This is a genomic window from Mesorhizobium sp. M0768 (assembly GCF_040320195.1).
Classification (GTDB): domain Bacteria; phylum Pseudomonadota; class Alphaproteobacteria; order Rhizobiales; family Rhizobiaceae; genus Mesorhizobium.
In genome coordinates this window covers 238,936-260,529 of record NZ_JAMYPD010000004.1, presented here as the reverse complement: position 1 = coordinate 260,529, position 21,594 = coordinate 238,936, and the positions used below count along the sequence as shown (strand labels likewise).

Genomic DNA, 21,594 nt, shown 5'->3' with positions numbered 1-21,594 from the left:
GGGATCCTTAACTCATATTGATGTCGCGGGTGGCCGACCGCATCGACACCGAAAAGCCGGCCAGCACGTCGATCAGCGCTATGACCATCAGTGTGAAGAAAACGGAATGGGCGGCGCCCTTCACCAGCAGGAACTCGACCAGATAGGCCACAAAGACGAAGGTCGACAAAAGATGGTCCATGATCGAGGCATTTGTCGTGCGCGTCGACTTCACCACTTCGACGAACAAGAAGATCAGTGCGATCAACACGATGAGGTCGCCGAGGGTCATCGAGAACACGCCACCCGACATCATCCGGACCGAAAACATTTCGGTGGCCCACGGATCGTCGCCGCTGCCGAATATTCCCAGAAGCCCGAGATTGTAGAGGATGAAAGGCACGATCAGCAGCGGGATGGCACCGAACATGTGGCGGCTCCGGTTGGACTGATCTTTGTAGAGTGCGCCCGGCGTTCGCCGTCAAGAATTTTCGTGCGGCCGATAAACACGGACAAAGACGGCGTGAAACAACAATGTCAGGCCCGGCTGATACGATCAGTTGTCGCAAACGCAAAAAGACCGGCCAATGGCCGGTCGTTTCGCAACCCATAAACCGTCGAAAGCTCTCTCAGCTTTCCTTCGGCTCCAGAACCTGGCGACCGCGATACATGCCGGTCTTCAGGTCGATATGGTGCGGACGGCGCATCTCGCCGGAGTTCTTGTCCTCGACATAGGTCGGGGCCTTCAGTGCGTCGGCAGAACGGCGCATGCCGCGCTTCGACGGAGAGGTTTTTCGTTTCGGAACGGCCATGGATATGCTCCACTACATGGTCAAAACGCCCCGGCGGCCCTCGTGAAAGGGCCACATCAGGGGCCGGAATCTGAGAAAGTCGGGTGCCTATACACGCCCGACGGCGTTTTGGCCAGCGTCGCCGTGTTTTTTTTTGACACTATCGCAGGCAACCGACATAGGCGCCGGCGCGGCCGGCGCGCCGTTCGATCAACGCGGCAAGCCGCCTCAGTCCCGGCCCGGGCTTCGCAGGATTGCGCACGATCGGATTCGGCAAGGTGACGGCAAGCAGCGCTGCCTGCCGGCGCGACAGCTGTTTTGCCGAGACGCCGAAATGATGCTGGGCGGCGGCCTCGATGCCGTAGATGCCCGGTCCCCATTCGGCGATGTTGAGGTAGATCTCCATGATCCGCCGTTTCGACAGCACCGCATCGAAATAGACGGCCAGCGGCAGTTCCACGACCTTACGGACCGAGCCCAACGGCCGCGACCATAGATAAAGATTCTTTACCGTCTGCATGGTGATGGTCGAGGCGCCACGTGTCATCTCGCCGGCGAGCGCATCGTCGACGACGCCGCGCAACTCGCCCAGATCGACGCCGCGATGGAAACAGAACTGCCCGTCCTCCGACATGATGACCGAATATGCCAGCCCCGGCGCGACATCGTCGATGGAAACCCAGCGCCGATCGTAGCCAGAAAACGTCGCCAGGTCCTTCAGCATCAATGTCGACACCGGATGCACGAATGTCGGCAGGTACAGGAAGGTCAGCACCACCGGCACCAGCGCCAGCACGACCGCGACGGCGATGCCGCGCCGGACCCAGCGTTGAAGACCGATGCGGCTGCCGCGTCTCGGTCTCGCCATGTCCAACCCTTCGGTTTCGTGATCGACGATCGGTTCCGCCAAGCCACCCAGTCCGCGCTACTCCCTGCCCCCGGCATAATGGCGCTTGGCTTCTTGCGCAACGTCTGAGTGTCGGCTACCGCTCCCGACCATGACGAAAGACGACCAAATGGCGTTCGAAGCTGCACTTATTGCCCGGGCAGTTCCGCTCGAGGCGCTGCTGAGGCGGTTGCTCGACGGACGGACGCTTTCGGGCGAGGTCGCGCGGCCCGAACGCCTGATGGCGGCAATGCGACATGGCGTGCTGAACGGCGGCAAACGACTGCGTCCCTTCCTGGTCATGGAAAGTGCTGCACTGTTTTCAGCCGACGGCGAGGCGGCGCTGCGCGTCGCGGCGGCGCTCGAATGCGTGCACTGCTATTCGCTCATCCATGACGATCTGCCGGCCATGGACGACGACGATTTGCGCCGCGGCCAGCCGACCGTGCACAGGGCTTTCGATGAGGCGACCGCCATTCTTGCGGGCGACGCCTTGCTGACACTTGCCTTCGACATCCTTGCCGACGAGGCGACAATGCTGCCGGCCGAGCGCAGGGCAACGCTGGTGCTGGCACTGGCCCGCGCCGCCGGGGCGGGAAGCATGGTCGGCGGCCAGATGCTCGATCTCGAAGCCGAACAAAGCCGGCCGGACGAGGCCGGCATCATCCGGCTTCAGGCGATGAAAACCGGTGCGCTGATCCGCTTTGCCTGCGAAGCGGGCGCTATCCTTGCCGGCGCGCCGTCGGGCGACCGCGAAAGGCTGGCCGAGTTCGGCTCGGCGATCGGGCTTGCCTTTCAGCTTGCCGACGATCTGCTCGACCTGACCGCCGACGCGCATCAGATGGGCAAGGCGACCGGCAAGGATGCCGCGGCCGGCAAGGCGACGCTGGTCGCGCTGCACGGACCGGACTGGGCGCGGGGCCAGCTCCATGGCCTCGTTGACCAGGCTCATGCGTTGCTCGAACCTTTTGGCGAGCAAGCTGCGCTTCTGAAACAAGCGGCGCAGTTCGTAGCGGCCCGCAACAATTAAGCGCGCCCCTATGGCGCGCCGGAGAATTGGCGACTGATCGGCCGGACGCCCTCGCAACCGGCCGATCGGGATCATTTCCGGCGATGTCGGACCACATGGACCCGCCACACCAGTTGCCGAGCCATTCTTCAGCCTCGCGGCAGGGTTCCGCGGCTCGGGTGGACAGCGGTCAGCCTTCGCCAGTTGTCTTTTCCACCACGGGCTGCGGAACCGGTCCCATCTCGGCCGCCGCCTCGACCGCCCGCGCCTCGGCCGGCTTGCGCCGGTTGCGGATGAAGGCGGCGATGCGGTCGCGGATTTCGCCGGCGCTGAGGAACACCGGAACGCGCGCCACCGGCGCGGTCGGCTCAAAGGACAGGCCAAGGCCGGTGATCCTGCCCTTGTCGTCGACGTCGCGGACGATCAGCTCGATCGGACCGAGTAGCACGCGGTCGGCGTATTCGGCGTGGCCGCCGAGCCGCGTAGTGACCAGGTCGCCAATGCTGAGCTTGCGTTCCGCTTCGGTCAGGCCCGGCGCGTAGGCGGTCTCCAGTTCCTCGGCGGGGCGTGACGGATCGAGGGCGAAGGCCCCGAAGAAATCCGCGTCCTCGGGATCGACCACGGCACGGCTGGCGAACAGCTTGTCGAGCAGGCGCGGATAGCGGTCCGGCACGAAGATGTAGACATGGTCGCCGGCCGCGAGCCGGCCCATATCCTGGAAGCGCATCGAGCGTCCGTCGCGCAGCACCAGCGACGGCCGCGCCCAGCGCGGAATGCGTTCGCCGCGCGCCACCGGGCTGCCAGGTGCCACGCGGTAGGCGAGAAGCTCATGATGGGCGGAGCCCGGCAGTTCCAATTCGACCTTGTCGAGCGGTCCCAGGCGGGCCGGCACGATAAGGCCGAGACGGCGCGCCAGCGGCCCGACGGTCCATCCCTGGATGATCAGCGAGACCAGCACGATGATGAAGGCAGTGTTGAAGATGAGGCGGCCGTTCTCAAGACCGCCGAGCAGCGGCGTGATGGCAAGCAGGATCGACACGGCACCACGCAGGCCAACCCACGAGACGAAGGCGACTTCCGGGCGTGGCAGACGGAACGGCACCAGGCAGAGCCAGACGGCGATTGGCCGTGCCACAAATACCAGGAACAGGCCGAGCAGCACTGCCGGCACCAGGATCGCCGGAAATTGCGAAGGCGTCGCGAACAGGCCGAGGATCAGGAACATGATGATCTGCGCCAGCCACGACATGCCGTCCTGGAAGCGCTTGAGGATGGTGACGGCCCGGATATCGGAATTGCCGGCAATCAGGCCTGCGAGATAGACCGCCAGGAAGCCGGAGCCGCCGACGGCACCGGCGGCAGCGAACACCATAAGCGACAGCGTCAGCACGAAGATCGGCAGCAGGCCGTGATCGAGATTGAGGCGATCGACAAGGCGCACGATGGCCATGCCGCCGAGAATGCCGATGACCGCGCCGAGCCCCATATTGACAAGGAAGCCGACGGCAAGATCGGTGACCAGCACCTTGGCCTCGGGGTGGGTATTGGCGGCGATGACCTCGACCAGCGTGATGGTCAGGAAGATGGCGATCGGGTCATTTGTGCCGGATTCCACCTCGAGCGTGGACCGCACGCGCTCGCGCAAATTGATCTCGCCGGCGCGCAGCAGGAAGAACACCGCCGCGGCGTCGGTCGAGGCGACGGCGGCACCGAGCAGGAAGGATTCCAGCCAGGTCAGGTCGAGCAGATAATAGGCGGCGGCGCCGAAGAGCCCGGTGGTCAAAAGGACGCCGAATGTGGCCAGCGACAGCGCCGGCCCGGCCGCCTGCCGCAAGGCGTTGAGCGGCGTGCCGAAGCCGGAATCGAAAAGGATGACCGCCAGCGCCAACGAGCCGGCAAAATAAGCAACTCGGGCATTGTCGAAATGGATGCCGAGACCGTCGGTTCCGGTGGCGAGGCCGATGCAGAGAAACAGCAGCAGGAGAGGGGCGCCGAAACGGAAGGCGATCAGGCTTGAAAACGCGGCGGCAACGACAAGTGCTGCGCCAACGAGCGTCACAAGATAGATACCATGCTCCATTCGTTGGTCGCCCCTAGTCGATATGCTACGGCATCACGGGAGAGTGGGGCGAAGACATGGCCGCTGCAAGGCAGCAGCGTGGCTTTTTGCCCCACGCTGCCGATCGTCGAAAGTTTTGGCACCCCCGAGCAGCGGAGCGTGCCTCGGCGGTTCGTACTGCAATGAAAAACGCCCGGACTGAGCCGGGCGTCTCCAAGTCGAGAAGCTGGCTCTGCGATCAGGCGATGGTCTTGCCGAAGGCGACGGCGGTATCGCCCATGCGGTTGGAAAAGCCCCACTCATTGTCGTACCACGACAGCACCGAAACGAAGTTGCCGTCCATGACCTTGGTCTGGTCGAGCGCCACGATCGAGGAATGCGGATCATGGTTGAAGTCGATCGAAACATTGGGGTGACGGGTAACGGCGAGGATGCCCTTCAGCTTGCCGTTCGAGGCGGCGATCACCGCGTCATTGATCTCCTGGACGGTGGTCGGCCGCTTGGCGATAAACTTGAAATCGACGAGCGAGACGTTCGGGGTCGGCACGCGGATGGAGATGCCGTCGAGCTTGCCCTTGAGTTCGGGCAGTACCAGGCCGATGGCCTTGGCAGCACCGGTCGAGGTCGGAATCTGCGACAGCGCGGCGGCGCGGGCGCGGTAGAGGTCCTTGTGCATGGTGTCCAGCGTCGGCTGGTCGCCGGTGTAGGAATGGATCGTCGTCATCATGCCCTTCTCGATGCCGACCGCCTCATTCAGCACGGCCGCCAGCGGCGCCAGGCAGTTGGTGGTGCAGGAGGCGTTCGAGATGACGATGTGGTCCTTGGTCAGCTTGTCGTGATTGATGCCATAGACGACGGTGAGATCGGCGCCCTCCGCCGGAGCGGAGACTAGAACGCGCTTGGCACCGGCGGTCAGATGGGCGACAGCCTTGTCGCGGGCGGTGAAGATACCGGTGCATTCGAGCGCGATGTCGATGCCAAGCTCCTTCCAGGGCAGTTGCGTCGGATCCTTGATCGCGGTGACCTTGAATTTCTCCTTGCCGACGATGATCTGGTCGCCGTCAACCGTCACCTCATGCGGAAAGCGGCCATGCACGCTGTCGAAGCGCAGCAGATGCGCGTTGGTCTCGACCGGGCCGAGATCGTTGACCGCGACGACGTCGATATCCTTGCGGCCGGATTCATGGATGGCGCGCAGGATGTTGCGGCCGATGCGGCCGAATCCGTTGATGGCAACTCTGACGGTCATTGTTCTCTCCCTGGGAGTTGGAGGCCGAAGATCAAGTCCGCAGCTTCATAACGGCGGACGGGCAAAGAATCCAGCCGCCGAGGCGTGGATTTAAATCGATTAGTGCTCCACCGCCCGGCAAAACCGCTATGCCAGCCTTTGCCGGGCGGGGCTCACTTTCATTTGCCATGCAGACGGGCTTCCGCCGCCTTCACCGTTGCCTCGGCTGTGATGCCGAAATGCGGGTAGAGCTGTTCGATGGTGCCGGAGGCGCCGAAGCCGGTCATGCCGACAAAGATGCCGTCGGTGCCGATGAAGTGATCCCAGCCCTGACGGATGCCGGCTTCGATGGCAATCTTGAGCGGCGCATTGCCGATCGTCCTGCTGCGATAGTCGGCGCTCTGCTTGTCGAACAATTCGAAACACGGCACCGAGACGACGCGGGTCGCGTGGCCGTGCTTTTCCAGGGCCTCGCGGGCGGCCAGCGCGATCTCGACCTCGGAGCCCGACGCGAAGATCGTCACCGCCGCCTCGCCACTGGCGGCGGCAAGTTCATAGGCGCCGCGGCTGGAGAGGTTTTCCGCAACGAAGTCGTTGCGTACCGTCGGCAGGTTCTGCCGGGTCAGCGCCAATGTCGAAGGCGTCTTTTCCGACTCAATGGCCAACTGCCAGCATTCCGCGGTTTCCACCGCATCGGCGGGGCGGAAGACATTGTGGTTCGGAATGGCGCGAAGTGCTGCCAGATGCTCGACCGGCTGATGGGTCGGGCCGTCTTCGCCAAGGCCGATGGAATCATGGGTCATGACGAAGATCGAGCGGATGCCCATCAGCGAAGCAAGCCGCATCGCCGGACGGGCATAATCGGAAAAGCACATGAAAGTGCCGCCATAGGCGATAATGCCGCCATGCAATGTCAGCCCGTTGAGCGCGGCCGCCATGCCGTGCTCGCGAACGCCGTAATGAACGTAGCGCTGGCCGTAATCGTCGGCGGTGATGTTCTTGGTCTGGCTGGTCTTGGTGTTGTTGGAGCCGGTCAAATCGGCCGAGCCGCCGATGGTTTCGGGCAGGGCGCCGTTGATGACCTCCAGCGCCATTTCCGATGACTTACGGGTGGCGACCTTCGGCTTGTCGGCGACGAGCTTCTTCTTGTAATCGCCAATGACGGCGTCGAAGTTGGCCGGCAGCGTGCCACTGATGCGGCGTTCGAACTCTGCGCGCAATTTGGCATCAGCCTTGGCAAGGCGGCTTTCCCAGTCGGTGCGCGCCTTGACGCCGGTCCGCCCGGCGGTACGCCATGCGTCGAGGATATCGGCCGGAACCTCGAAGGGCGGATAATCCCAGCCGAAGAATTTTCTGGCGCCAGCGATTTCCTCGGCGCCGAGCGGCGAGCCATGCGCCTTGTTGGTGCCGGCCTTGGTCGGCGCGCCGAAGCCGATCGTCGTCTTGCAGGCGATCATCGTCGGCTTGTCGGAGTGGCGGGCCGCTTCGATGGCATAGGCGATCGCTTCCGGGTCCTGGCCGTCGATATGGCTGGCATTCCAGCCGGACGCCTGGAAGCGAGCGACCTGATCGGTGTTATCGGCGAGCGACACCGGGCCATCGATCGAGATGTTGTTGTTGTCCCAGAAGACGATCAGCTTGTTCAGCTTCAGATGCCCGGCAAGCGCGATGGCTTCCTGGGATACGCCTTCCATCAGGCAGCCGTCGCCGGCCAGCACATAGGTGTAGTGGTCGACGAGATCTTTGCCGAAAGCGGCATTCATGATGCGCTCGCCGAGCGCGAAGCCGACCGAATTGGCAAGGCCCTGGCCGAGTGGGCCGGTCGTCGTCTCAATGCCCGCGGCATGGCCGTATTCCGGGTGGCCCGCCGTCCTCGACCCCAATTGGCGGAACTGCTTGATCTGGTCGATGGTGATGTCTTCGTAGCCGGTCAGATAGAGCAGCGAGTAAAGCAGCATCGATCCGTGGCCGGCCGACAGGATAAAGCGGTCGCGGTCCGGCCAATGCGGGTTTTTCGGATCGTATTTGAGAAAGCGGGTGAACAGCACCGTGGCGATGTCGGCGCAGCCCATGGGCAGTCCGGGGTGGCCGGAATTTGCCTTCTCGACGGCGTCCATGGCGAGAAAACGGATCGCATTGGCCATCCGGTCATGTTGTTCGCGCGAGGTCATGCTTCCTCCAAAATGGGGGTTTGGGCCTTGGGAAAGCCCTTGAAAAGGGTGCGCGACACATAGCAGGCGCGGCCTTTTAGTCAACAAATCGGTGTGCTTTTGCCGGTCTTGTGATGGCCGTGCGCGACTTACATTAGCGTTAGCAGGGGACAGTCGCGACAGCTTTATTGACGTGCGGTTCACACGACGCGTAATGTTTCAGGGATAACGCGTTCTGAACGTGGATGATTCGGTGATGGGCAGGGCGCAGGACGAAAGCCATGACCGGGGAAACGACCCTCAAGGAAGTCATTGCCAGGCTGGGTAAGGCCATCGAAGGGCTGGAAAACGCCGTCGCGGCCAAGCTTGAGCATGAGCGGGACTATTCGGAAGCCGAGGCCGAAGTGCAGCGGATGAACGCCGACCGCTCGCGGCTGGCGCAGGAGCTCGACAATTCCGAGGCCCGCGCCGAACGGCTGGAAGATGCCAACAAGGAAGTGTCGCGAAGGCTGGTGACAGCTATGGAAACCATCCGCGCGGTACTGGACAGGTAGGCCAATGGCACAAGTCACGGTTTCCATCGACGGCAAGCAGTATCGGATGGCCTGCGACGAGGGCCAGGAAGAGCATCTGATCGATCTTGCCGAGCGCTTCGACCGCTATGTCTCGCATCTGAAGGATTCTTTTGGCGAGATCGGCGACCAGCGGCTGACCGTGATGGCCGGCATCATGGTCATGGACGAGCTTTCGGAACTGCAGAAGCGGGTCAAGGGCATGGAAAGCGAAGTGCTGACGCTGCGCAAGACGCGCGACGACGCACTGACCAAGGCCGACAAGAACGATTCCGTGCTGACCGGGGCGCTCGGCGCACTGGCCCAGCGCATGGAAGACCTGGCGACGACGCTGGCAGTGAACAAGGCCTGAACCAGCGCAGCGAAAATTCCTGCTGCATTTGCCGAGAAGCAATGAAAATATTTCGCCGCCGGCCTTGATGCCGGCGCAACAGGCGTTTGAAGGATGACGCCGGAGTGATAGAAAGGCAAAAGCAGCGCCGGGCAACGCCGGCTGCGATCTGCACGCACAGGGTAAGGGACACGTCATGAGCCTTCGCATCAACGATATCGCACCGGACTTCACCGCTGAGACCACGCAAGGACCGATCAGCTTCCATGAATGGATCGGCGACGGCTGGGCGGTATTGTTCAGCCATCCGAAGAACTTTACGCCGGTTTGCACGACCGAACTCGGCACAATGGCCGGGCTCGAAGGCGAGTTCAGGAAGCGCAACGTCAAGATCATCGGCATCTCGGTCGATCCCGTCCAAAGCCATGAAAAGTGGCAGAACGACATCAAGACCGCGACCGGTCATTCGGTGAACTACCCGCTGATCGGCGACAAGGATCTCAAGGTCGCCAAGCTTTACGAGATGCTGCCGGCGGGTGCCGGCGAGAGCTCGGAAGGCCGCACGCCCGCCGACAATGCCACGGTGCGTTCGGTTTACGTCATCGGGCCCGACAAGAAGATCAAGCTGGTTCTCACCTACCCGATGACGACGGGCCGCAACTTCGACGAAATCCTGCGCGCCATCGATTCCATGCAGCTGACCGCCAAGCACCAGGTGGCGACGCCGGCGAACTGGAAGCAGGGCGAGGACGTCATCATCACCGCTGCCGTCTCGAATGAGGATGCCATCAAGCGCTTCGGCGCCTATGAGACGATCCTGCCATATCTCAGGAAAACCAAGCAGCCTTCCGCCTGAGCAGGCAGAGGCGGCACAGAGAGTTTTCGGTTTTCCTGGCCGTGTGAGCATGGGGTGCTTGACGATGCCTGGTTGACGGACAACCATGCCTTTAATTTGCCGTGGCAGAGAAAATCCTTCCTGCCGTGGTGAGGGGCGAAGGAGGCTGGATTGGACGCATTATCGGCCAGGTCGCAGGTCACCGGCTTCTATGACAAGCCGAGCGGGTCCGTCCAGTATGTGGTCGCCGACATGGCGACCCGCAAATGCGCCATCATCGATCCGGTGCTCGACTTCGACGAAAGGTCCGGTGCAACGGCAACGAAAAACGCCGACGCCCTGCTCGACTTCGTCAGGGAAAGCGGGCTGGAGGTCGAGTGGATCCTCGACACGCATCCGCATGCGGATCATTTCTCCGCCGCCCATTATCTGAGGGGGAGAACCGGAGCGCCGACGGCAATCGGCGAGAAGGTCATCGACGTCCAGAAATTGTGGAAGGTGATCTACAACTGGCCGGAATTCCCCGCCGACGGTTCGCAATGGGACAGGCTGTTCGCCAACGGCGCAACTTTTTCGGTCGGCGGCATTGCGGCAAGAGTGCTGTTCTCGCCGGGCCACACACTGGCCTCGATCACTTACGTCATTGGCGACGCCGCCTTCATCCACGACACGCTATTCATGCCGGACAGCGGCACCGCAAGGACAGACTTTCCGGGCGGCAGTGCCGAGCGGCTCTGGCGTTCGATCGAGGACATCCTGGCGCTGCCGGACGAGACACGTCTGTTCGTCGGTCACGACTACCAGCCGGGCGGTCGCGAAGCGCGGTGGGAAAGCACGGTCGCGGAGCAGAAAGCCGGCAACATCCATGTTGCCGGCTGCAAGACGGAAGCCGACTTCGTCGCGCTCCGCCAAGCCCGCGACAGGACGTTGCCGATGCCGCGGCTGATCCTGCACGCGCTGCAGGTCAATATGAATGGCGGACGCCTGCCGGAACCGGAATCCAACGGGCAGCGCTATCTGAAGTTTCCGCTCGATTGCCTGTGAGAGGATGGGTCGCTGGCACTACAATGCCATTCAGACTCGGCGCCGCCCTCATCGTTCTGCGATGGTCATCCAAGCTATTGATCCTGATTCGATTTTTGCGATGTTTGAATCCGATAGGTCTATGCGGCACGACGGTGGCGGCAGCCGGATGAGGAGCAGCGCAGACGCCAGCCAGTCGAGCGTCAGGGTTTTGTTCGGCGGGCTAAATGTTCATACGTGATTTGCCAAGGATCGCTCTCGGAAGATCTTTCCTCGCCGATCCAATGGAAGCTGGTGGCAGTGATCTCGGTGAAACGCCATCGAGTTTGCAGACCGCGCGAGTCATTGCCGAGCTGGACAATGTCCTTACCCTCGGCCCGCCCGATCTGGCGCGAGTGATCCCGGTTGAGCGGGTCGTTCCATATGATATGCCAGCCATCGATCCCAGGGTCGAAGATGCGCAAGGTTGTGCCATACATCGCGGACGGAGCAGGGCGCTTGGGCCTGATCCAAACGTCCTGAATCGCGCGGCCTTCGAGCACCCAGCCAAAATGGCATTCACCATCCCATTTCTGGATTGTGCCGTCGTCGAGGTAGTGGACCGAGTCCATCTCCCAGCTTCCAATTAGCCATCCATACAGGGCCATGTCTTTCGCTCGATCGGCTGGCGGACCGTCGGATCCGAGGGCGGCCAGAAACGGAGAAATCGTCATCATCACACTGCCTTTCGTTTCCAATAGACGAACTCAACTGCCCGACGGACCGTTGTCGCGCCCGCCTGCCGCAAGCGCCGGGTTGTGGAATGCCGCGGTCGGCGCCGCAACATTGCCGCCACAGCTTGCAGCCTTGCGGTTTTCAGGGCTTGGGGAAAATTGCGACAATGCCGCTATCAATGAGATCGTCTGGGGACGCCTGGCAAGGCTACTGAGCAGTTAGGGCGACGGATCGGACATCCGCGAAGGCGCCGCGGAACCGGCAACCCGCTAATGCACGTCGCGCAAAAGTGTGCAGCGGTTTTGCGATAACGACATGCATAAAAACAAGAATCTAAAGCGCGCCCCACAAGGCCGGCCCGAACGCGACGCACTTTAGAAAAAAACGGCGGCGCCAGTTACCTGACGCCGCCGTTATTTGTTTCTACCGGAAGGCCTTACGCCGCCGGCTGCGCCTCGATGGTGCGCAGCGCCTGCGTCTGGCGCTTGGCTGCGGCCTTGACCGCGTCCTGCACCTTCTCGAAGGCGCGCACCTCGATCTGGCGCACGCGCTCGCGGCTGATATCGAACTCGGCCGACAGCTCTTCAAGCGTCAACGGCTCATCGGCGAGGCGGCGCGCCTCGAAGATGCGGCGTTCGCGGTCGTTGAGCACGGCAAGAGCGCCCGACAGCATGCCGCGCCGGTTTTCCAGCTCGTCCTGCTCGATCAGCATCTCTTCCTGGCTTTCGTGGTCGTCGACCAGCCAGTCCTGCCATTCGCCGGACTCGCCTTCACTGGCCCGGATGGGCGCATTGAGCGAGGCGTCGCCCGACAGGCGGCGGTTCATCGACACGACTTCCGCTTCCGAGACGTTCAGCCGGGTGGCAATCTCGGTGATCTGATCGGGCTTCAAATCGCCTTCGTCGAGCGCCTGGATCTTGCCCTTCACCTTGCGCAGGTTGAAGAACAGGCGCTTCTGGTTGGCGGTGGTGCCCATCTTGACCAGGCTCCACGAGCGCAGGATGTATTCCTGGATCGAGGCCTTGATCCACCACATCGCATAGGTGGCGAGACGGAAGCCGCGCTCCGGTTCGAATTTCTTGACGGCCTGCATCAGGCCGACATTGCCTTCCGAGATCACCTCGCCGATCGGCAGGCCATAGCCGCGATAGCCCATGGCGATCTTGGCGACGAGCCGAAGGTGGCTGGTGACGAGCTTGTGCGCAGCTGTGGTGTCCTCATGCTCGGCATAGCGCTTGGCGAGCATGTACTCTTCCTGCGGCTGAAGCATCGGAAAGCGGCGGATTTCTTCCAGGTAGCGGCTGAGACCGCCTTCGCCGGAAACGATACTGGGTAATGACTGGGCCATGATAGCGCCCCCTCTCTATTGGAGTGATGCCCCCGAAACGCGGCGGGCATGTGGCGCGAATGCCAAAGGCACATTCGCGCCAACCGACATATATAGGAACAAAACCAGAAAGACAGGCATTTGTTCAACACGAAACAGTGTGTCACGTTGAAGTGAACAACGCCGGTCAGGTTTTCAGGTGGTTGGTTCAGAGCTTGCGGAAGCCGTCGACGAGTTCCTCCATGTCCCACGGTATCGGTGCTTCGAACCTCATCGTTAGATGGGTATCGGGATGCCGAAATGCAAGGAGGCGGGCGTGCAAAGCTTGTCGCGGAAACGCCTTTACCTTGCTTCTTAGCGGCTCGGGCAACCGATTGGCCTTGGTGCGGAAAGCCTGGCCGTATTCGGGGTCGCCAATCACCGGATGGCCGATATGGGCCATGTGGACGCGTATCTGGTGAGTGCGACCGGTTTCCAGCCGGCATTCGACCAGGCTCGCCGTGGCGAATTCCTGCTGCTGCTCGCCAAAGCGCTCAACGACGATGAAATGCGTGACGGCGTGGCGGGCATCGTCGCGGCCTTGCGGCACCACGGCGCGGCGTACCCGGTCGGCGGCGCGGCCGAGCGGCGCGTCGACCGTCCCGGTCGGCCTTGCCGGTATGCCCCAGACCAACGCCAGATAGGCCCGCTCGAGATCGCCGGTCAGGCCGTGGTCGGCAAAGGCCTCCGACAACGCCTTGTGGGCGCGATCGGTCTTGGCGACGACCATGACGCCGCTGGTCTCCTTGTCGAGGCGATGGACGATGCCCGGCCGTCTCACCCCGCCGATGCCAGACAGGCTGTCGCCGCAATGATGGATCAGCGCGTTGACCAGCGTGCCGGTCCAGTTGCCGGCGCCGGGATGCACGACCAGCCCGGCCGGCTTGTTGATGACGATCAGCTCGCTGTCCTCGTAGAGGACGTCCAGCGCAATATCTTCGCCTTGCGGCGCCGCTGGTTCCGGCTCCGGCATATCAACCGACACGCTGTCACCTTGCGCCATCTTGCGCTTCGTTTCGCTGGCTGGCTTGCCGCCGATCCTGACGGCGCCCTGCTTTATCAGCATCTGTACCCGGCTGCGCGACATGTCGGGGCCGAGCCTGGCCGCCAGCCATTGGTCGAGCCGCTGGCCGGCCGCATCAGCGCCCGCCTCCAGGACGATCGGTCCGGCCCCTATTAATTGTCTGACCACTTCGTTATGAGCGCTCATCGAAAACAGTTCCGGAATCTGCTGCCATGGCCCGGCCGCTTGCCGACGAAGACGAGGAAAAGCCGCTCGACCCCGAGGTCGAAAAGGTGCGGAGGAAGCTCGTCCGCTTCGTCGCCATCAATCTCGGCCTGCTGTTCCTCGCCCTTATGGTGGTGATCGCGGCACTTGTCTACAAAGCGCGCAACGCGCCGCCTGCCGCCCCTCCGCTAAGCAGCGACATCCAGGTGCCGATCGGCGAGACGGTCAACGGCGACATCGTGCTGCCGGTCGGCGCCAGGGTGATCAGCCAATCGCTGTCCGGCAATCACCTGTCGATCGACGCAGAGCTGCCCGACGGCAGCCGCGCCATCTTCGTCTATGACATCACCGAGCGCCGCATCGTTGGCCATTTTTCGATCAGGAACAAATGACCGGTTTTGCCGAACACCGCAGCATTGCCACGGTCGCGCTTGTCGTCGCAAATTATGACGAGGCGATCTCGTGGTATGTCGACCAGCTGGGTTTTGTCCTCACCGAAGATGTCGATCTCGGCGGCGGCAAACGCTGGGTCACGATCACGCCGCGCAACGGGCAGGGTGCGCGCCTGCTTCTCGCCGAGGCATCCGGCGATGCGCAAAGGCACGCCATCGGCAGCCAGACCGGCGGCCGGGTCTTTTTGTTCCTCGAAACCGACGATTTTGCCCGCGACTATGCGCTGATGCTCGAAAAGGGCGTTGAGTTCCGTGAGGCGCCCCGGCACGAGACCTATGGCACTGTGGCGGTTTTCGCAGATCTCTATGGAAATCTCTGGGACCTGATCGAGCCAAAACGCTAGGCTTGCAGCGGATACTTCACCGGCGCGATCGGCAGCCTTAAGCCTAGTTGCTTTTTGCCAGCCGTCAGCCTATATCGCCGGTTCTTGAACGCGCCCATCGTCTAGCGGTCAGGACACCGCCCTCTCACGGCGGGAACAGGGGTTCGATTCCCCTTGGGCGTACCAAGTCTCTCCCAGCTCTCGGCAAACCATCAATCCGATCCATCGCCTTGGGTCGCGGCGGGTTTGGCTCATTGCCGCTTCTGGCGCAGCGGAGCCGATTGCATTAGCATTGCATCGTGGGTCTTGAGGCACAGCGTTAGCGGCGCGCAGAACGTCGCGCTGAACAGGGCAGTCGATGCCACGCGGGGAGGAGCCAGATACAGAAACTACAATCGCAAGGCGTCCATCACGCTGGTCGGCACTGCCTGGAGCCGACCTGAGCTACAGCTGCCGGCGGCGGATCGTTTTGGCGAACTCGGCGAAGGCGCCTCTCCCTCGAAGGGTGGATGCCGGGAAGGCCCTTAGCACCGGCCAGCGAAAGCTGCGCGCGACGCGCATGGCTGGGCTCTAAACGCGCCATACTCCAGTTGCAGTATCGTAGCTTCTTTGCCGTTCGAATTTCTCTCAGTCATGGCTTCGCACGATACCAAGATATGCTGCGAACGACACATCCACGGCGGGCTCAACCATTCGATCTATTCCGGCAAGCCGAAAAGTGTTTGCGCGCCTGCTATTCCTCCGAGCGGATGACTGCCCATGGCGATCATCGGCTCGGTAGTTTCTGCCTCGAACACTGTCGACGCGAGCACCGTCCGTCCCAAAGGCTTGCACAGCCCTTCGATGCGGCTGACAAGATTTACAGCCTTGCCGATCGCGGTGAAGTCCAACCTGCCGGCAGTGCCGATATTCCCCCAGAGTATCTCGCCGACATGCAGGCCAATGCCATATCCGAGCTCAGGGCCGCCATTGCGGCGCCGAGTTTGGTTGAGATGATCTATCCCGGCGCGCGTGGCCTTCACGGCGCGTACCGCCGCGTCACATGCGGCATTTGCATCGCGCTCGCCAATCGGGAAAATCGCGAGGACGCCATCACCTATAAACTTGAGAACCTCACCACCAAATGCGTGCACCGCGCCGGCGACGCAATCGAACCAGGCATCAAGTACCAATACGATCTCGTCTGCATCATGAACCTCGGATAGATCGGTGAAACCTCGAAGGTCCGCGCACAGAAGCGCAGCCCGTATCGTCTCTCCCTTTACTCGACGAGAATGACCGTTGAGCACATGTGCTGCACTGCGCTTTCCCAAATATGCCTCGAGCAATGCGCGTTTCGCGGACCGTTCTGCGAGTGCGGTCATCGGAGCCGCAGCAAACCGGGAGATTTGCCGCAGCAGCTCTGACTGCGCCTCATCCGGAGTATGATCGAACGCCCACACCAAAGTCGGTGCGACACCGCCCGCTCGCTCGTCGAACACGATCGCTCGCGTCGTGCCAAGCCACTCCCGCAGCACGAGCCGGGGATCGGCATTCTGGCGGTCGGCGCCTATCCCCAAAGCCTCGACCACTTCACCCCCAGGCGCTCGCCAGAGCCAGATGCGGCGTGAGATAATCGGGTCGGGAGCATCCTGCGCCAGCGCGCCGGCGATGATCGGCAAGCCGTCTTCAATCAAATGCGTTGAGAGCTGCAATAGAAGTCGCCCACCGTCGCCAATATGCGCGGCGTCGTCCAGAAGGAATGAAAGCGACTTTGCGAGAAGCATGGGTAGAAGGTCACTCGGCACCGGCTTATGCTTACGCCTCGAACATCTTCTTGCAACTCCCCACATTCGCTTCAATCATGCAGGTATTCGCTGCGGATGTGACCTGGAGTGAGCGATGGCGGAATCGGTTTACACAGAGATTGAGGTCGCGGCGCCACAAGCGACCGTGTTCGCGCTTTTGACCGATCCGGACCAGATTGTGCGATGGATCGGGACCGAAGCGAATTTGGATGCAACGCCGGGCGGTCTGTTCCTCGTCAATGTCGGTGGTCGCCATATGGCGCGCGGTGAGTTCACCGAGGTGATCCCGGTCCACCGTCTTGCCTACAGTTTTGGCTGGGAAGACAACGAGACCGTGCCGCCCGGCTCCAGTCATGTCGAGATCGACCTGATCGCGAGGGATGCGGGGACACTGATCCGCTTCACGCACAGCGGACTGCCGAACGCAAAGGAGCGTGACAGCCACCGAAGGGGATGGGAGCACTACCTCTCAAGGCTCAAGATCACTGCCGATGGGGGACATGTCGATCCCGACGTGCCGATGAAGAATATGTGATTTTCATCTAAGGGCCGCGGATGCCCGTAATCCGAACCAGGCGCGGCATGCGTCAACGAGGCCCCCTTTGACCTGCCGTCGCCAAACCGGCCGCTCGGGAAACCCAGCGACCTGCGGGCCGCCGCACCATTACAGCTGCCGGCGACGGGTCGTTTCAGCGAGCTCGGCGAAGGCGTCCGCGATCCCGGTGCCGCTCTTGGCGCCTGCGTGGAGTTCTTGAAACTCAGCGCTTCTGGCGCAACGCCTCGGATTGAATTAGCATCCGTTCATCAAAGCTCCGGCCGCACTCCTGCAGGATGCGGAATGCGGAGCGCAGGCGAGCGAGGCCGGGCGCGGTCACATGCCAAGCGCGACTGGGCATCCGAACTTCCGTTCGGCGGCAAGACGGCGTGGCCGGGAGGAGTCAGATGCAAAAGCTGCAATCGCAAGGTGTTCACCACATCACGCTGGTCGGGGCCGGGCGCCAGACTTCCATCGATTTCTGGGAGGGCGTGCTTGGCATGCCTTTCATCTTCGAGCAGCCCAATCTCGATAAGGCAAGCGAAAGCCATCTCTATTTCGATCCGGGCGACGGCCGGCTGATCACCGTCTTCACCGACGAAAGCCGCACGCCGGTCAAGCGGCGCACGCCGACCGACACCGGCTGCGTCCATCATATCGCTTTCGCGGTGTCGCGCGTCACCTTTCTGCAGGCGGTTGCCCGGCTCGACGAGCGCGCCATCAAGCACAGCGGCGTCAAGGATCGCGGCTTCATGGACTCGATCTATTTCGAGGATCCGCTCGGCCTGCTGATCGAACTCGCCTCCTACCGTTTCGAACCGCCGGCGGGCTTCACCCATGCCGACGTGCTGATGCAGGCGCACAAGATCCGCGTCGCGCGCGGCGACTACAACATCGCCGAAGTGCACCTTGCCGATGCGATCCAGGCGCTTGTCGAGCGCTCGCGCACGACCTTGTCGGAGGATCGCGCACCGAAAAATCCATACTGACGACACGCCAAACAAAGGGAGGACATAATGGCAAAGACAGCAACGAAGAGTGCGAAAAAGCCCGCCACCAAGGCAGCCAGGCCAGGAGCGAAGCCGGCGGCCAAAGCCGCCGCCAAGTCAGCGGCGAAAGTGGCAAAGCCGGCGGCCAAGGTCTCCGCCAAGAAGCTGGCGCCGAAGGCCAAGGCGAAACCGGCGAAAAAGCCCGCGCTCTCGCTCAGCATGCTGAAGCCCAGCGTCAACAATATGAGCGTTCGAGTGTTTGCACGCGCCGCCGGGCTCGATCATTCCGAGACCGACGTATGGGGTCTCACGCGCTCGCCCGAATACATGGCGCGAAACCCGGCCCATCTTACGCCGATGATCGAGGACAAGGGCCTGCCGAGAGGTGTCTTGTGGGAAAGCTGCGCCATTATGCAGTACCTCGCCAACAAGCACGGGCTGGAGAAACTATATCCCAAGGCGCCGGCCAAGCGGGCAATGATCGACAGTGCCATGTTCTACCTGATCGGGACGCTCTACCCCTATGTGGCGCGCGCCACATATCCTGTGCTGAATTTCCCGCAATATGCCGGCGAGGTCGGCCACAGCGACGCCCACCCCGACAAGAAGTCGGAAGCCCAGAAGGCCGCTATAGAAGCGATAGCCGAGCCGCTGGAGGTGTTTCACAGCTTCTTCAGGAACGGCAAGCCGTTCATCGGCGGCAAGAACCCGTCGATCGCCGACATCCGCCTGGCGGCGACGCTCGAGTTCCTCGCCGTCATCGACTACGCGCTGCCCCAATGGGCAAAAGACTATATGGCGGCGATCGAGAAGAAGCTCGGCAAGGCCTATGCCGAGCCGGCCGGCGACGTGCGCGGCTATATCGCCTATGTGCGGTCGCAGGCCAACGCCTGAGGCACGTGCAGGCCGGCGATCGTCCGCACGTTCTGCGGGAGCCGGTAGTGATCTGAGGTAATTCTTTCTTACTCTCCCCTGTTTGCACGATGTGGGGAGCTTAAGGTTTCGTTAACCGAAACCCTTTCTACTGGTATCCACCTCCAGCTTGCGACCACGGATGTACTGGCGCGGATGGAAAGCAAAGGTCGGCTGCTCGCCGGCCTTTGCTTATTGCAGCCCTGCCGAAGTTTGCGGCTGACGGCGCTTCACGACGCCTGAATGGCTGATGAAGCGCGTTGCCGGCATCTTGCCATCGCCGATGTGGGCCCTACCATCGAAGTAGTCCCGTCCTCGATGGCGGTTCAAGGACAGAGGCCCTGTCATGAAAAGCATTGCTGGAATGATGGTGATTGCAGGCGCCATGCTGGCGGGTGCAGCCGGTCAATCGAATGCAGCGACGCTCAACACCATGCCCGAGGTCGGGGCTGCCATCCAGGCGTGCTGGACCCCTCCGGCGAATGCCGGGAATTCCACCGTCACCCTGAGCTTCAGCTTCAGGCGCGATGGCACGCTGATCGGCCGGCCCAAGCCGACCGCCATCCGCGTCGCCGGCGAGGAGAAGACGCGCCAAGCTTTTGTCGACGCGGCGGTCGCGGCCGTGGACCATTGCCTGCCGTTGAGCTTTTCACCGGCGCTGGCTGAAGGCATCCCGGGCAAGGTGTTCACTCTGCAATTCAACTCGCCCAAACAAGAACAGGCTGCACCGCGAGTGAAGGCTTCGCCTTGATCTTTTCCGACAACCGGATTCCACTTTTCGGGACCTAATGCATGTCGCGCAAAAGCGTGCAGCGGTTTTGCGACAACGACATGCATTAGACAAGAACCTAAGCGCGTCGCATGACGCCCGGTCGACCGCGATGCGCTTTAGTGGCGCCTTCGTCTCGCCTCGACATGTCGCGCCAGTTCCGGCACCTCGAAGACATAGTCGCTCCAAGCCGATTCCGGTATCTGGCCGGCGAGATAGCACTCCAGCAAAAGCCTCTGCTCGTGGTCGAGTGGCCTCGGTGCGCGTTCATGGTCCAACCAAAGTGAATGGAACAGATTCCTGGTCAGGTCCGCGACAGTGAAGTGGATCGACATTTGCGGTCTCCTCCTTTGGCCGCTCAACGCCGATCCCAGGGCTAAGGTTTCAGCGACGGCCGGCCGGTAACGCCGGATTGATCGCGATGCCGAACCCGCCGCGCGCATCAAACTTCGCCGTGGCGGGCGTCCGCCGGCGTTGCTGCCGGTTCGTCTCAATCTTGAAATAAAAATGTAATATTGAATTTACACGAGTGGATCTAATACACTAGAGCTAAAGTCTCTGGTGGCGGTTTGATCTACTTCAATTAGGAAAAACTGATTTAGCTAGTACTTATCCATAGTCGACAAAGAAATCCTGTTCTCGGTGCAACAAGGATAATGGTCGTTCCAATGACACGCTTCTGGCCCCTCACGATTCTGATGCTGGTGTCGGCAATAGCCGTTGCGCTCGGCACATCCTTCTCCTACGCGGATAGCTGCGGTGCCATCAGGAGCCAATTGCTTTCGGCGGGGCGCAGCGGCGGGACCAGCCCCGAGCTTGCCCAACTGCGCCGGCAACTCGCCGCGATTCAAAAGCTTGAGAGACAACGCAGATGCGCAGCGAAAACCGCCGGCTTCTTCTTCAATCCCTGCGCCGACCTGGTCAGCAGCAAGGCGGAGGTGCAACGGCAGATCGCCAGACTGTCGAATTCGAGCAGGGACACGTCCGGACTGAAGGCCAGGTTTGTCGCGCTGGGCTGCGCCGCCCCCGCTGCCAAGAAACAGCCGGCGCAGCAACGCCCGGCACCCAAGGCCCAGTCCGCAGGCACAACAATTGGCGGCAATCGGATGCTGTTTTGCGTTCGCTTGTCGGACGGATATTTCTTCCCCGCGCCAAAATCGCAGTTCGCCAAGAGCGACGATCTGAAGGAAACGGTCGATCAGTGTCGCTACATCTGCGACGATGCCGGCGTCGACCTCTATATGCTGAGCGACGCCACTCGCGAGACCGAGGAGATGGTCGCGCTCGAGTCGGGAAAACCCTATGTGGAGCTACCTGCCGCGTTCCGGTACCGCGACGACGCGAACTTCAAGGCCTGTGACGTCAAGCGCTATTACCAGCGCGTTGCCGAACTCAGGGCACGAACCGTGACACCGGCCAACATGAGCAACGCCATCATTCCGTTGCCGACCGCAAAGCCGGATCTTGGCGTCGTCGCGGAAATTCCTGAATCCGGGATCGAAACTGCCGGTGCGGCTCTCGCAGGGGCAAAAACGTCGGTTTTCGAGGTGCCAGGGACTGCCCAGCATCAGTCGATCGAGAAAGCGATCGGCGCGCGGCCGGTGAGAGTGGTCGGGCCGGCCTTTTTCCCGGCGGACTGACCAGGGCGGGCGATGT

General features: G+C 62.0%; 23 protein-coding genes and 1 tRNA gene. 13 read left to right on the top strand and 11 right to left on the bottom strand.

Going from position 1 to position 21,594, the window contains the following annotated elements; genetic code table 11:
- Positions 1-7 precede the first annotated feature (7 nt).
- The 3 genes from NKI08_RS07900 to NKI08_RS07890 form a co-directional block, all read right to left on the bottom strand.
- The gene (locus NKI08_RS07900) at positions 8-409 is read right to left on the bottom strand and encodes a hypothetical protein (protein ID WP_023678503.1); all 402 of its coding nucleotides are present in this window, start codon (positions 407-409) and stop codon (positions 8-10) included.
- Positions 410-608: 199 nt separating this feature from the next.
- Positions 609-791: a 50S ribosomal protein L32 gene (gene rpmF, locus NKI08_RS07895; protein WP_006203806.1), complete on the bottom strand. Its 183-nt coding sequence runs from the start codon at positions 789-791 to the stop codon at positions 609-611.
- A 139-nt stretch (positions 792-930) separates the two neighbouring features.
- A complete protein-coding gene (locus tag NKI08_RS07890) occupies positions 931-1,689 on the bottom strand; it encodes a biosynthetic peptidoglycan transglycosylase (RefSeq protein ID WP_352724412.1) in 759 nt (252 codons plus the stop codon).
- A 79-nt stretch (positions 1,690-1,768) separates the two neighbouring features.
- On the opposite strand from NKI08_RS07890, the gene NKI08_RS07885 reads away from it, so the two are divergent.
- Positions 1,769-2,686 carry a polyprenyl synthetase family protein gene (locus NKI08_RS07885; protein ID WP_352457948.1) on the top strand — a complete coding sequence of 306 codons (918 nt, stop codon included), beginning with the start codon at positions 1,769-1,771 and terminating at the stop codon, positions 2,684-2,686.
- Positions 2,687-2,855: 169 nt separating this feature from the next.
- On the opposite strand, the gene NKI08_RS07880 is transcribed toward NKI08_RS07885, so the two are convergent.
- The 3 genes from NKI08_RS07880 to tkt form a co-directional block, all read right to left on the bottom strand.
- Positions 2,856-4,745, bottom strand: coding sequence for a potassium/proton antiporter (locus tag NKI08_RS07880; protein ID WP_352768229.1), 1,890 nt, complete (start codon positions 4,743-4,745; stop codon positions 2,856-2,858).
- A gap of 217 nt (positions 4,746-4,962) precedes the next feature.
- Entirely contained in the window at positions 4,963-5,973 is a 1,011-nt protein-coding gene (gene gap, locus NKI08_RS07875) for a type I glyceraldehyde-3-phosphate dehydrogenase (RefSeq protein WP_023678507.1), read from the bottom strand.
- 158 nt (positions 5,974-6,131) lie between these two features.
- The gene (gene tkt / locus NKI08_RS07870; protein WP_352768226.1) at positions 6,132-8,123 is read right to left on the bottom strand and encodes a transketolase; all 1,992 of its coding nucleotides are present in this window, start codon (positions 8,121-8,123) and stop codon (positions 6,132-6,134) included.
- 260 nt (positions 8,124-8,383) lie between these two features.
- Between tkt and NKI08_RS07865 the strand changes: the two genes are divergently transcribed.
- The 4 genes from NKI08_RS07865 (at position 8,384) to NKI08_RS07850 (ending at position 10,884) form a co-directional block, all read left to right on the top strand.
- Positions 8,384-8,656, top strand: coding sequence for a DUF4164 domain-containing protein (locus NKI08_RS07865; RefSeq protein WP_006200774.1), 273 nt, complete (start codon positions 8,384-8,386; stop codon positions 8,654-8,656).
- Positions 8,657-8,660: 4 nt separating this feature from the next.
- On the top strand, positions 8,661-9,026 hold the full coding sequence (locus tag NKI08_RS07860; RefSeq protein ID WP_254816554.1) for a cell division protein ZapA: 366 nt from the start codon (positions 8,661-8,663) through the stop codon (positions 9,024-9,026).
- Between the two features lie 175 nt (positions 9,027-9,201).
- Positions 9,202-9,861 (top strand): peroxiredoxin, encoded by a 660-nt coding sequence (locus NKI08_RS07855; RefSeq protein ID WP_023678511.1) that lies wholly within the window; start codon positions 9,202-9,204, stop codon positions 9,859-9,861.
- Between the two features lie 150 nt (positions 9,862-10,011).
- Positions 10,012-10,884, top strand: a complete 873-nt coding sequence (locus NKI08_RS07850) for an MBL fold metallo-hydrolase (protein WP_352471144.1) — start codon at positions 10,012-10,014, stop codon at positions 10,882-10,884.
- 182 nt (positions 10,885-11,066) lie between these two features.
- Here NKI08_RS07850 and NKI08_RS07845 read toward each other — a convergent pair whose 3' ends face one another.
- The 3 genes from NKI08_RS07845 to NKI08_RS07835 form a co-directional block, all read right to left on the bottom strand.
- The gene (locus NKI08_RS07845) at positions 11,067-11,600 is read right to left on the bottom strand and encodes a hypothetical protein (RefSeq protein ID WP_352768223.1); all 534 of its coding nucleotides are present in this window, start codon (positions 11,598-11,600) and stop codon (positions 11,067-11,069) included.
- A gap of 413 nt (positions 11,601-12,013) precedes the next feature.
- Positions 12,014-12,925, bottom strand: coding sequence for an RNA polymerase sigma factor RpoH (gene rpoH / locus NKI08_RS07840; RefSeq protein WP_023678514.1), 912 nt, complete (start codon positions 12,923-12,925; stop codon positions 12,014-12,016).
- Between the two features lie 187 nt (positions 12,926-13,112).
- Complete coding sequence (locus tag NKI08_RS07835) at positions 13,113-14,153, bottom strand: RluA family pseudouridine synthase (protein WP_352613500.1); 1,041 nt, start codon at positions 14,151-14,153, stop codon at positions 13,113-13,115.
- Positions 14,154-14,179: 26 nt separating this feature from the next.
- Here NKI08_RS07835 and NKI08_RS07830 point away from each other — a divergent pair, with 26 nt between their 5' ends.
- The 3 genes from NKI08_RS07830 to NKI08_RS07820 all read left to right on the top strand — a co-directional run bounded on the left by NKI08_RS07830 (position 14,180) and on the right by NKI08_RS07820 (position 15,132).
- Positions 14,180-14,563 carry a fimbrial protein gene (locus NKI08_RS07830; protein WP_352540246.1) on the top strand — a complete coding sequence of 128 codons (384 nt, stop codon included), beginning with the start codon at positions 14,180-14,182 and terminating at the stop codon, positions 14,561-14,563.
- Positions 14,560-14,967, top strand: coding sequence for a VOC family protein (locus tag NKI08_RS07825; RefSeq protein WP_352768220.1), 408 nt, complete (start codon positions 14,560-14,562; stop codon positions 14,965-14,967). Before NKI08_RS07830 ends, NKI08_RS07825 begins: the two co-directional genes overlap by 4 nt.
- A 90-nt stretch (positions 14,968-15,057) precedes the next feature.
- Positions 15,058-15,132: transfer RNA gene (locus tag NKI08_RS07820), tRNA-Glu, on the top strand.
- A gap of 512 nt (positions 15,133-15,644) precedes the next feature.
- On the opposite strand, the gene NKI08_RS07815 is transcribed toward NKI08_RS07820, so the two are convergent.
- Complete coding sequence (locus NKI08_RS07815; protein WP_352540245.1) at positions 15,645-16,712, bottom strand: adenylate/guanylate cyclase domain-containing protein; 1,068 nt, start codon at positions 16,710-16,712, stop codon at positions 15,645-15,647.
- A gap of 115 nt (positions 16,713-16,827) precedes the next feature.
- On the opposite strand from NKI08_RS07815, the gene NKI08_RS07810 reads away from it, so the two are divergent.
- From NKI08_RS07810 to tolA, 4 genes are all read left to right on the top strand, one after another.
- A complete protein-coding gene (locus tag NKI08_RS07810; RefSeq protein ID WP_008873905.1) occupies positions 16,828-17,268 on the top strand; it encodes an SRPBCC family protein in 441 nt (146 codons plus the stop codon).
- Positions 17,269-17,675: 407 nt separating this feature from the next.
- Positions 17,676-18,257: a VOC family protein gene (locus NKI08_RS07805; protein WP_352540244.1), complete on the top strand. Its 582-nt coding sequence runs from the start codon at positions 17,676-17,678 to the stop codon at positions 18,255-18,257.
- Between the two features lie 27 nt (positions 18,258-18,284).
- Positions 18,285-19,151 carry a glutathione S-transferase family protein gene (locus NKI08_RS07800; protein WP_352768216.1) on the top strand — a complete coding sequence of 289 codons (867 nt, stop codon included), beginning with the start codon at positions 18,285-18,287 and terminating at the stop codon, positions 19,149-19,151.
- A gap of 364 nt (positions 19,152-19,515) precedes the next feature.
- Positions 19,516-19,920 carry a cell envelope integrity protein TolA gene (gene tolA, locus NKI08_RS07795; protein WP_352471136.1) on the top strand — a complete coding sequence of 135 codons (405 nt, stop codon included), beginning with the start codon at positions 19,516-19,518 and terminating at the stop codon, positions 19,918-19,920.
- A 137-nt stretch (positions 19,921-20,057) separates the two neighbouring features.
- Here the strand turns inward: tolA and NKI08_RS07790 are convergent, their stop codons facing one another.
- Positions 20,058-20,273, bottom strand: coding sequence for a hypothetical protein (locus NKI08_RS07790; RefSeq protein ID WP_352768213.1), 216 nt, complete (start codon positions 20,271-20,273; stop codon positions 20,058-20,060).
- 333 nt (positions 20,274-20,606) lie between these two features.
- On the opposite strand from NKI08_RS07790, the gene NKI08_RS07785 reads away from it, so the two are divergent.
- Positions 20,607-21,578: a DUF2865 domain-containing protein gene (locus NKI08_RS07785; RefSeq protein ID WP_352768210.1), complete on the top strand. Its 972-nt coding sequence runs from the start codon at positions 20,607-20,609 to the stop codon at positions 21,576-21,578.
- Positions 21,579-21,594: the final 16 nt, after the last annotated feature.

Coding starts and splice junctions, on each gene's coding strand:
- NKI08_RS07900 (WP_023678503.1), bottom strand. CDS start 409: ATGTTCGGTGCCATCCCGCTGCTGATCGTGCCTTTCATCCTCTACAAT.
- rpmF (WP_006203806.1), bottom strand. CDS start 791: ATGGCCGTTCCGAAACGAAAAACCTCTCCGTCGAAGCGCGGCATGCGC.
- NKI08_RS07885 (WP_352457948.1), top strand. CDS start 1,769: ATGACGAAAGACGACCAAATGGCGTTCGAAGCTGCACTTATTGCCCGG.
- NKI08_RS07880 (WP_352768229.1), bottom strand. CDS start 4,745: ATGGAGCATGGTATCTATCTTGTGACGCTCGTTGGCGCAGCACTTGTC.
- gap (WP_023678507.1), bottom strand. CDS start 5,973: ATGACCGTCAGAGTTGCCATCAACGGATTCGGCCGCATCGGCCGCAAC.
- tkt (WP_352768226.1), bottom strand. CDS start 8,123: ATGACCTCGCGCGAACAACATGACCGGATGGCCAATGCGATCCGTTTT.
- NKI08_RS07865 (WP_006200774.1), top strand. CDS start 8,384: ATGACCGGGGAAACGACCCTCAAGGAAGTCATTGCCAGGCTGGGTAAG.
- NKI08_RS07860 (WP_254816554.1), top strand. CDS start 8,661: ATGGCACAAGTCACGGTTTCCATCGACGGCAAGCAGTATCGGATGGCC.
- NKI08_RS07855 (WP_023678511.1), top strand. CDS start 9,202: ATGAGCCTTCGCATCAACGATATCGCACCGGACTTCACCGCTGAGACC.
- rpoH (WP_023678514.1), bottom strand. CDS start 12,925: ATGGCCCAGTCATTACCCAGTATCGTTTCCGGCGAAGGCGGTCTCAGC.
- NKI08_RS07835 (WP_352613500.1), bottom strand. CDS start 14,153: ATGAGCGCTCATAACGAAGTGGTCAGACAATTAATAGGGGCCGGACCG.
- NKI08_RS07830 (WP_352540246.1), top strand. CDS start 14,180: ATGGCCCGGCCGCTTGCCGACGAAGACGAGGAAAAGCCGCTCGACCCC.
- NKI08_RS07825 (WP_352768220.1), top strand. CDS start 14,560: ATGACCGGTTTTGCCGAACACCGCAGCATTGCCACGGTCGCGCTTGTC.
- NKI08_RS07815 (WP_352540245.1), bottom strand. CDS start 16,712: ATGCTTCTCGCAAAGTCGCTTTCATTCCTTCTGGACGACGCCGCGCAT.
- NKI08_RS07810 (WP_008873905.1), top strand. CDS start 16,828: ATGGCGGAATCGGTTTACACAGAGATTGAGGTCGCGGCGCCACAAGCG.
- NKI08_RS07805 (WP_352540244.1), top strand. CDS start 17,676: ATGCAAAAGCTGCAATCGCAAGGTGTTCACCACATCACGCTGGTCGGG.
- NKI08_RS07800 (WP_352768216.1), top strand. CDS start 18,285: ATGGCAAAGACAGCAACGAAGAGTGCGAAAAAGCCCGCCACCAAGGCA.
- tolA (WP_352471136.1), top strand. CDS start 19,516: ATGAAAAGCATTGCTGGAATGATGGTGATTGCAGGCGCCATGCTGGCG.
- NKI08_RS07790 (WP_352768213.1), bottom strand. CDS start 20,273: ATGTCGATCCACTTCACTGTCGCGGACCTGACCAGGAATCTGTTCCAT.
- NKI08_RS07785 (WP_352768210.1), top strand. CDS start 20,607: ATGACACGCTTCTGGCCCCTCACGATTCTGATGCTGGTGTCGGCAATA.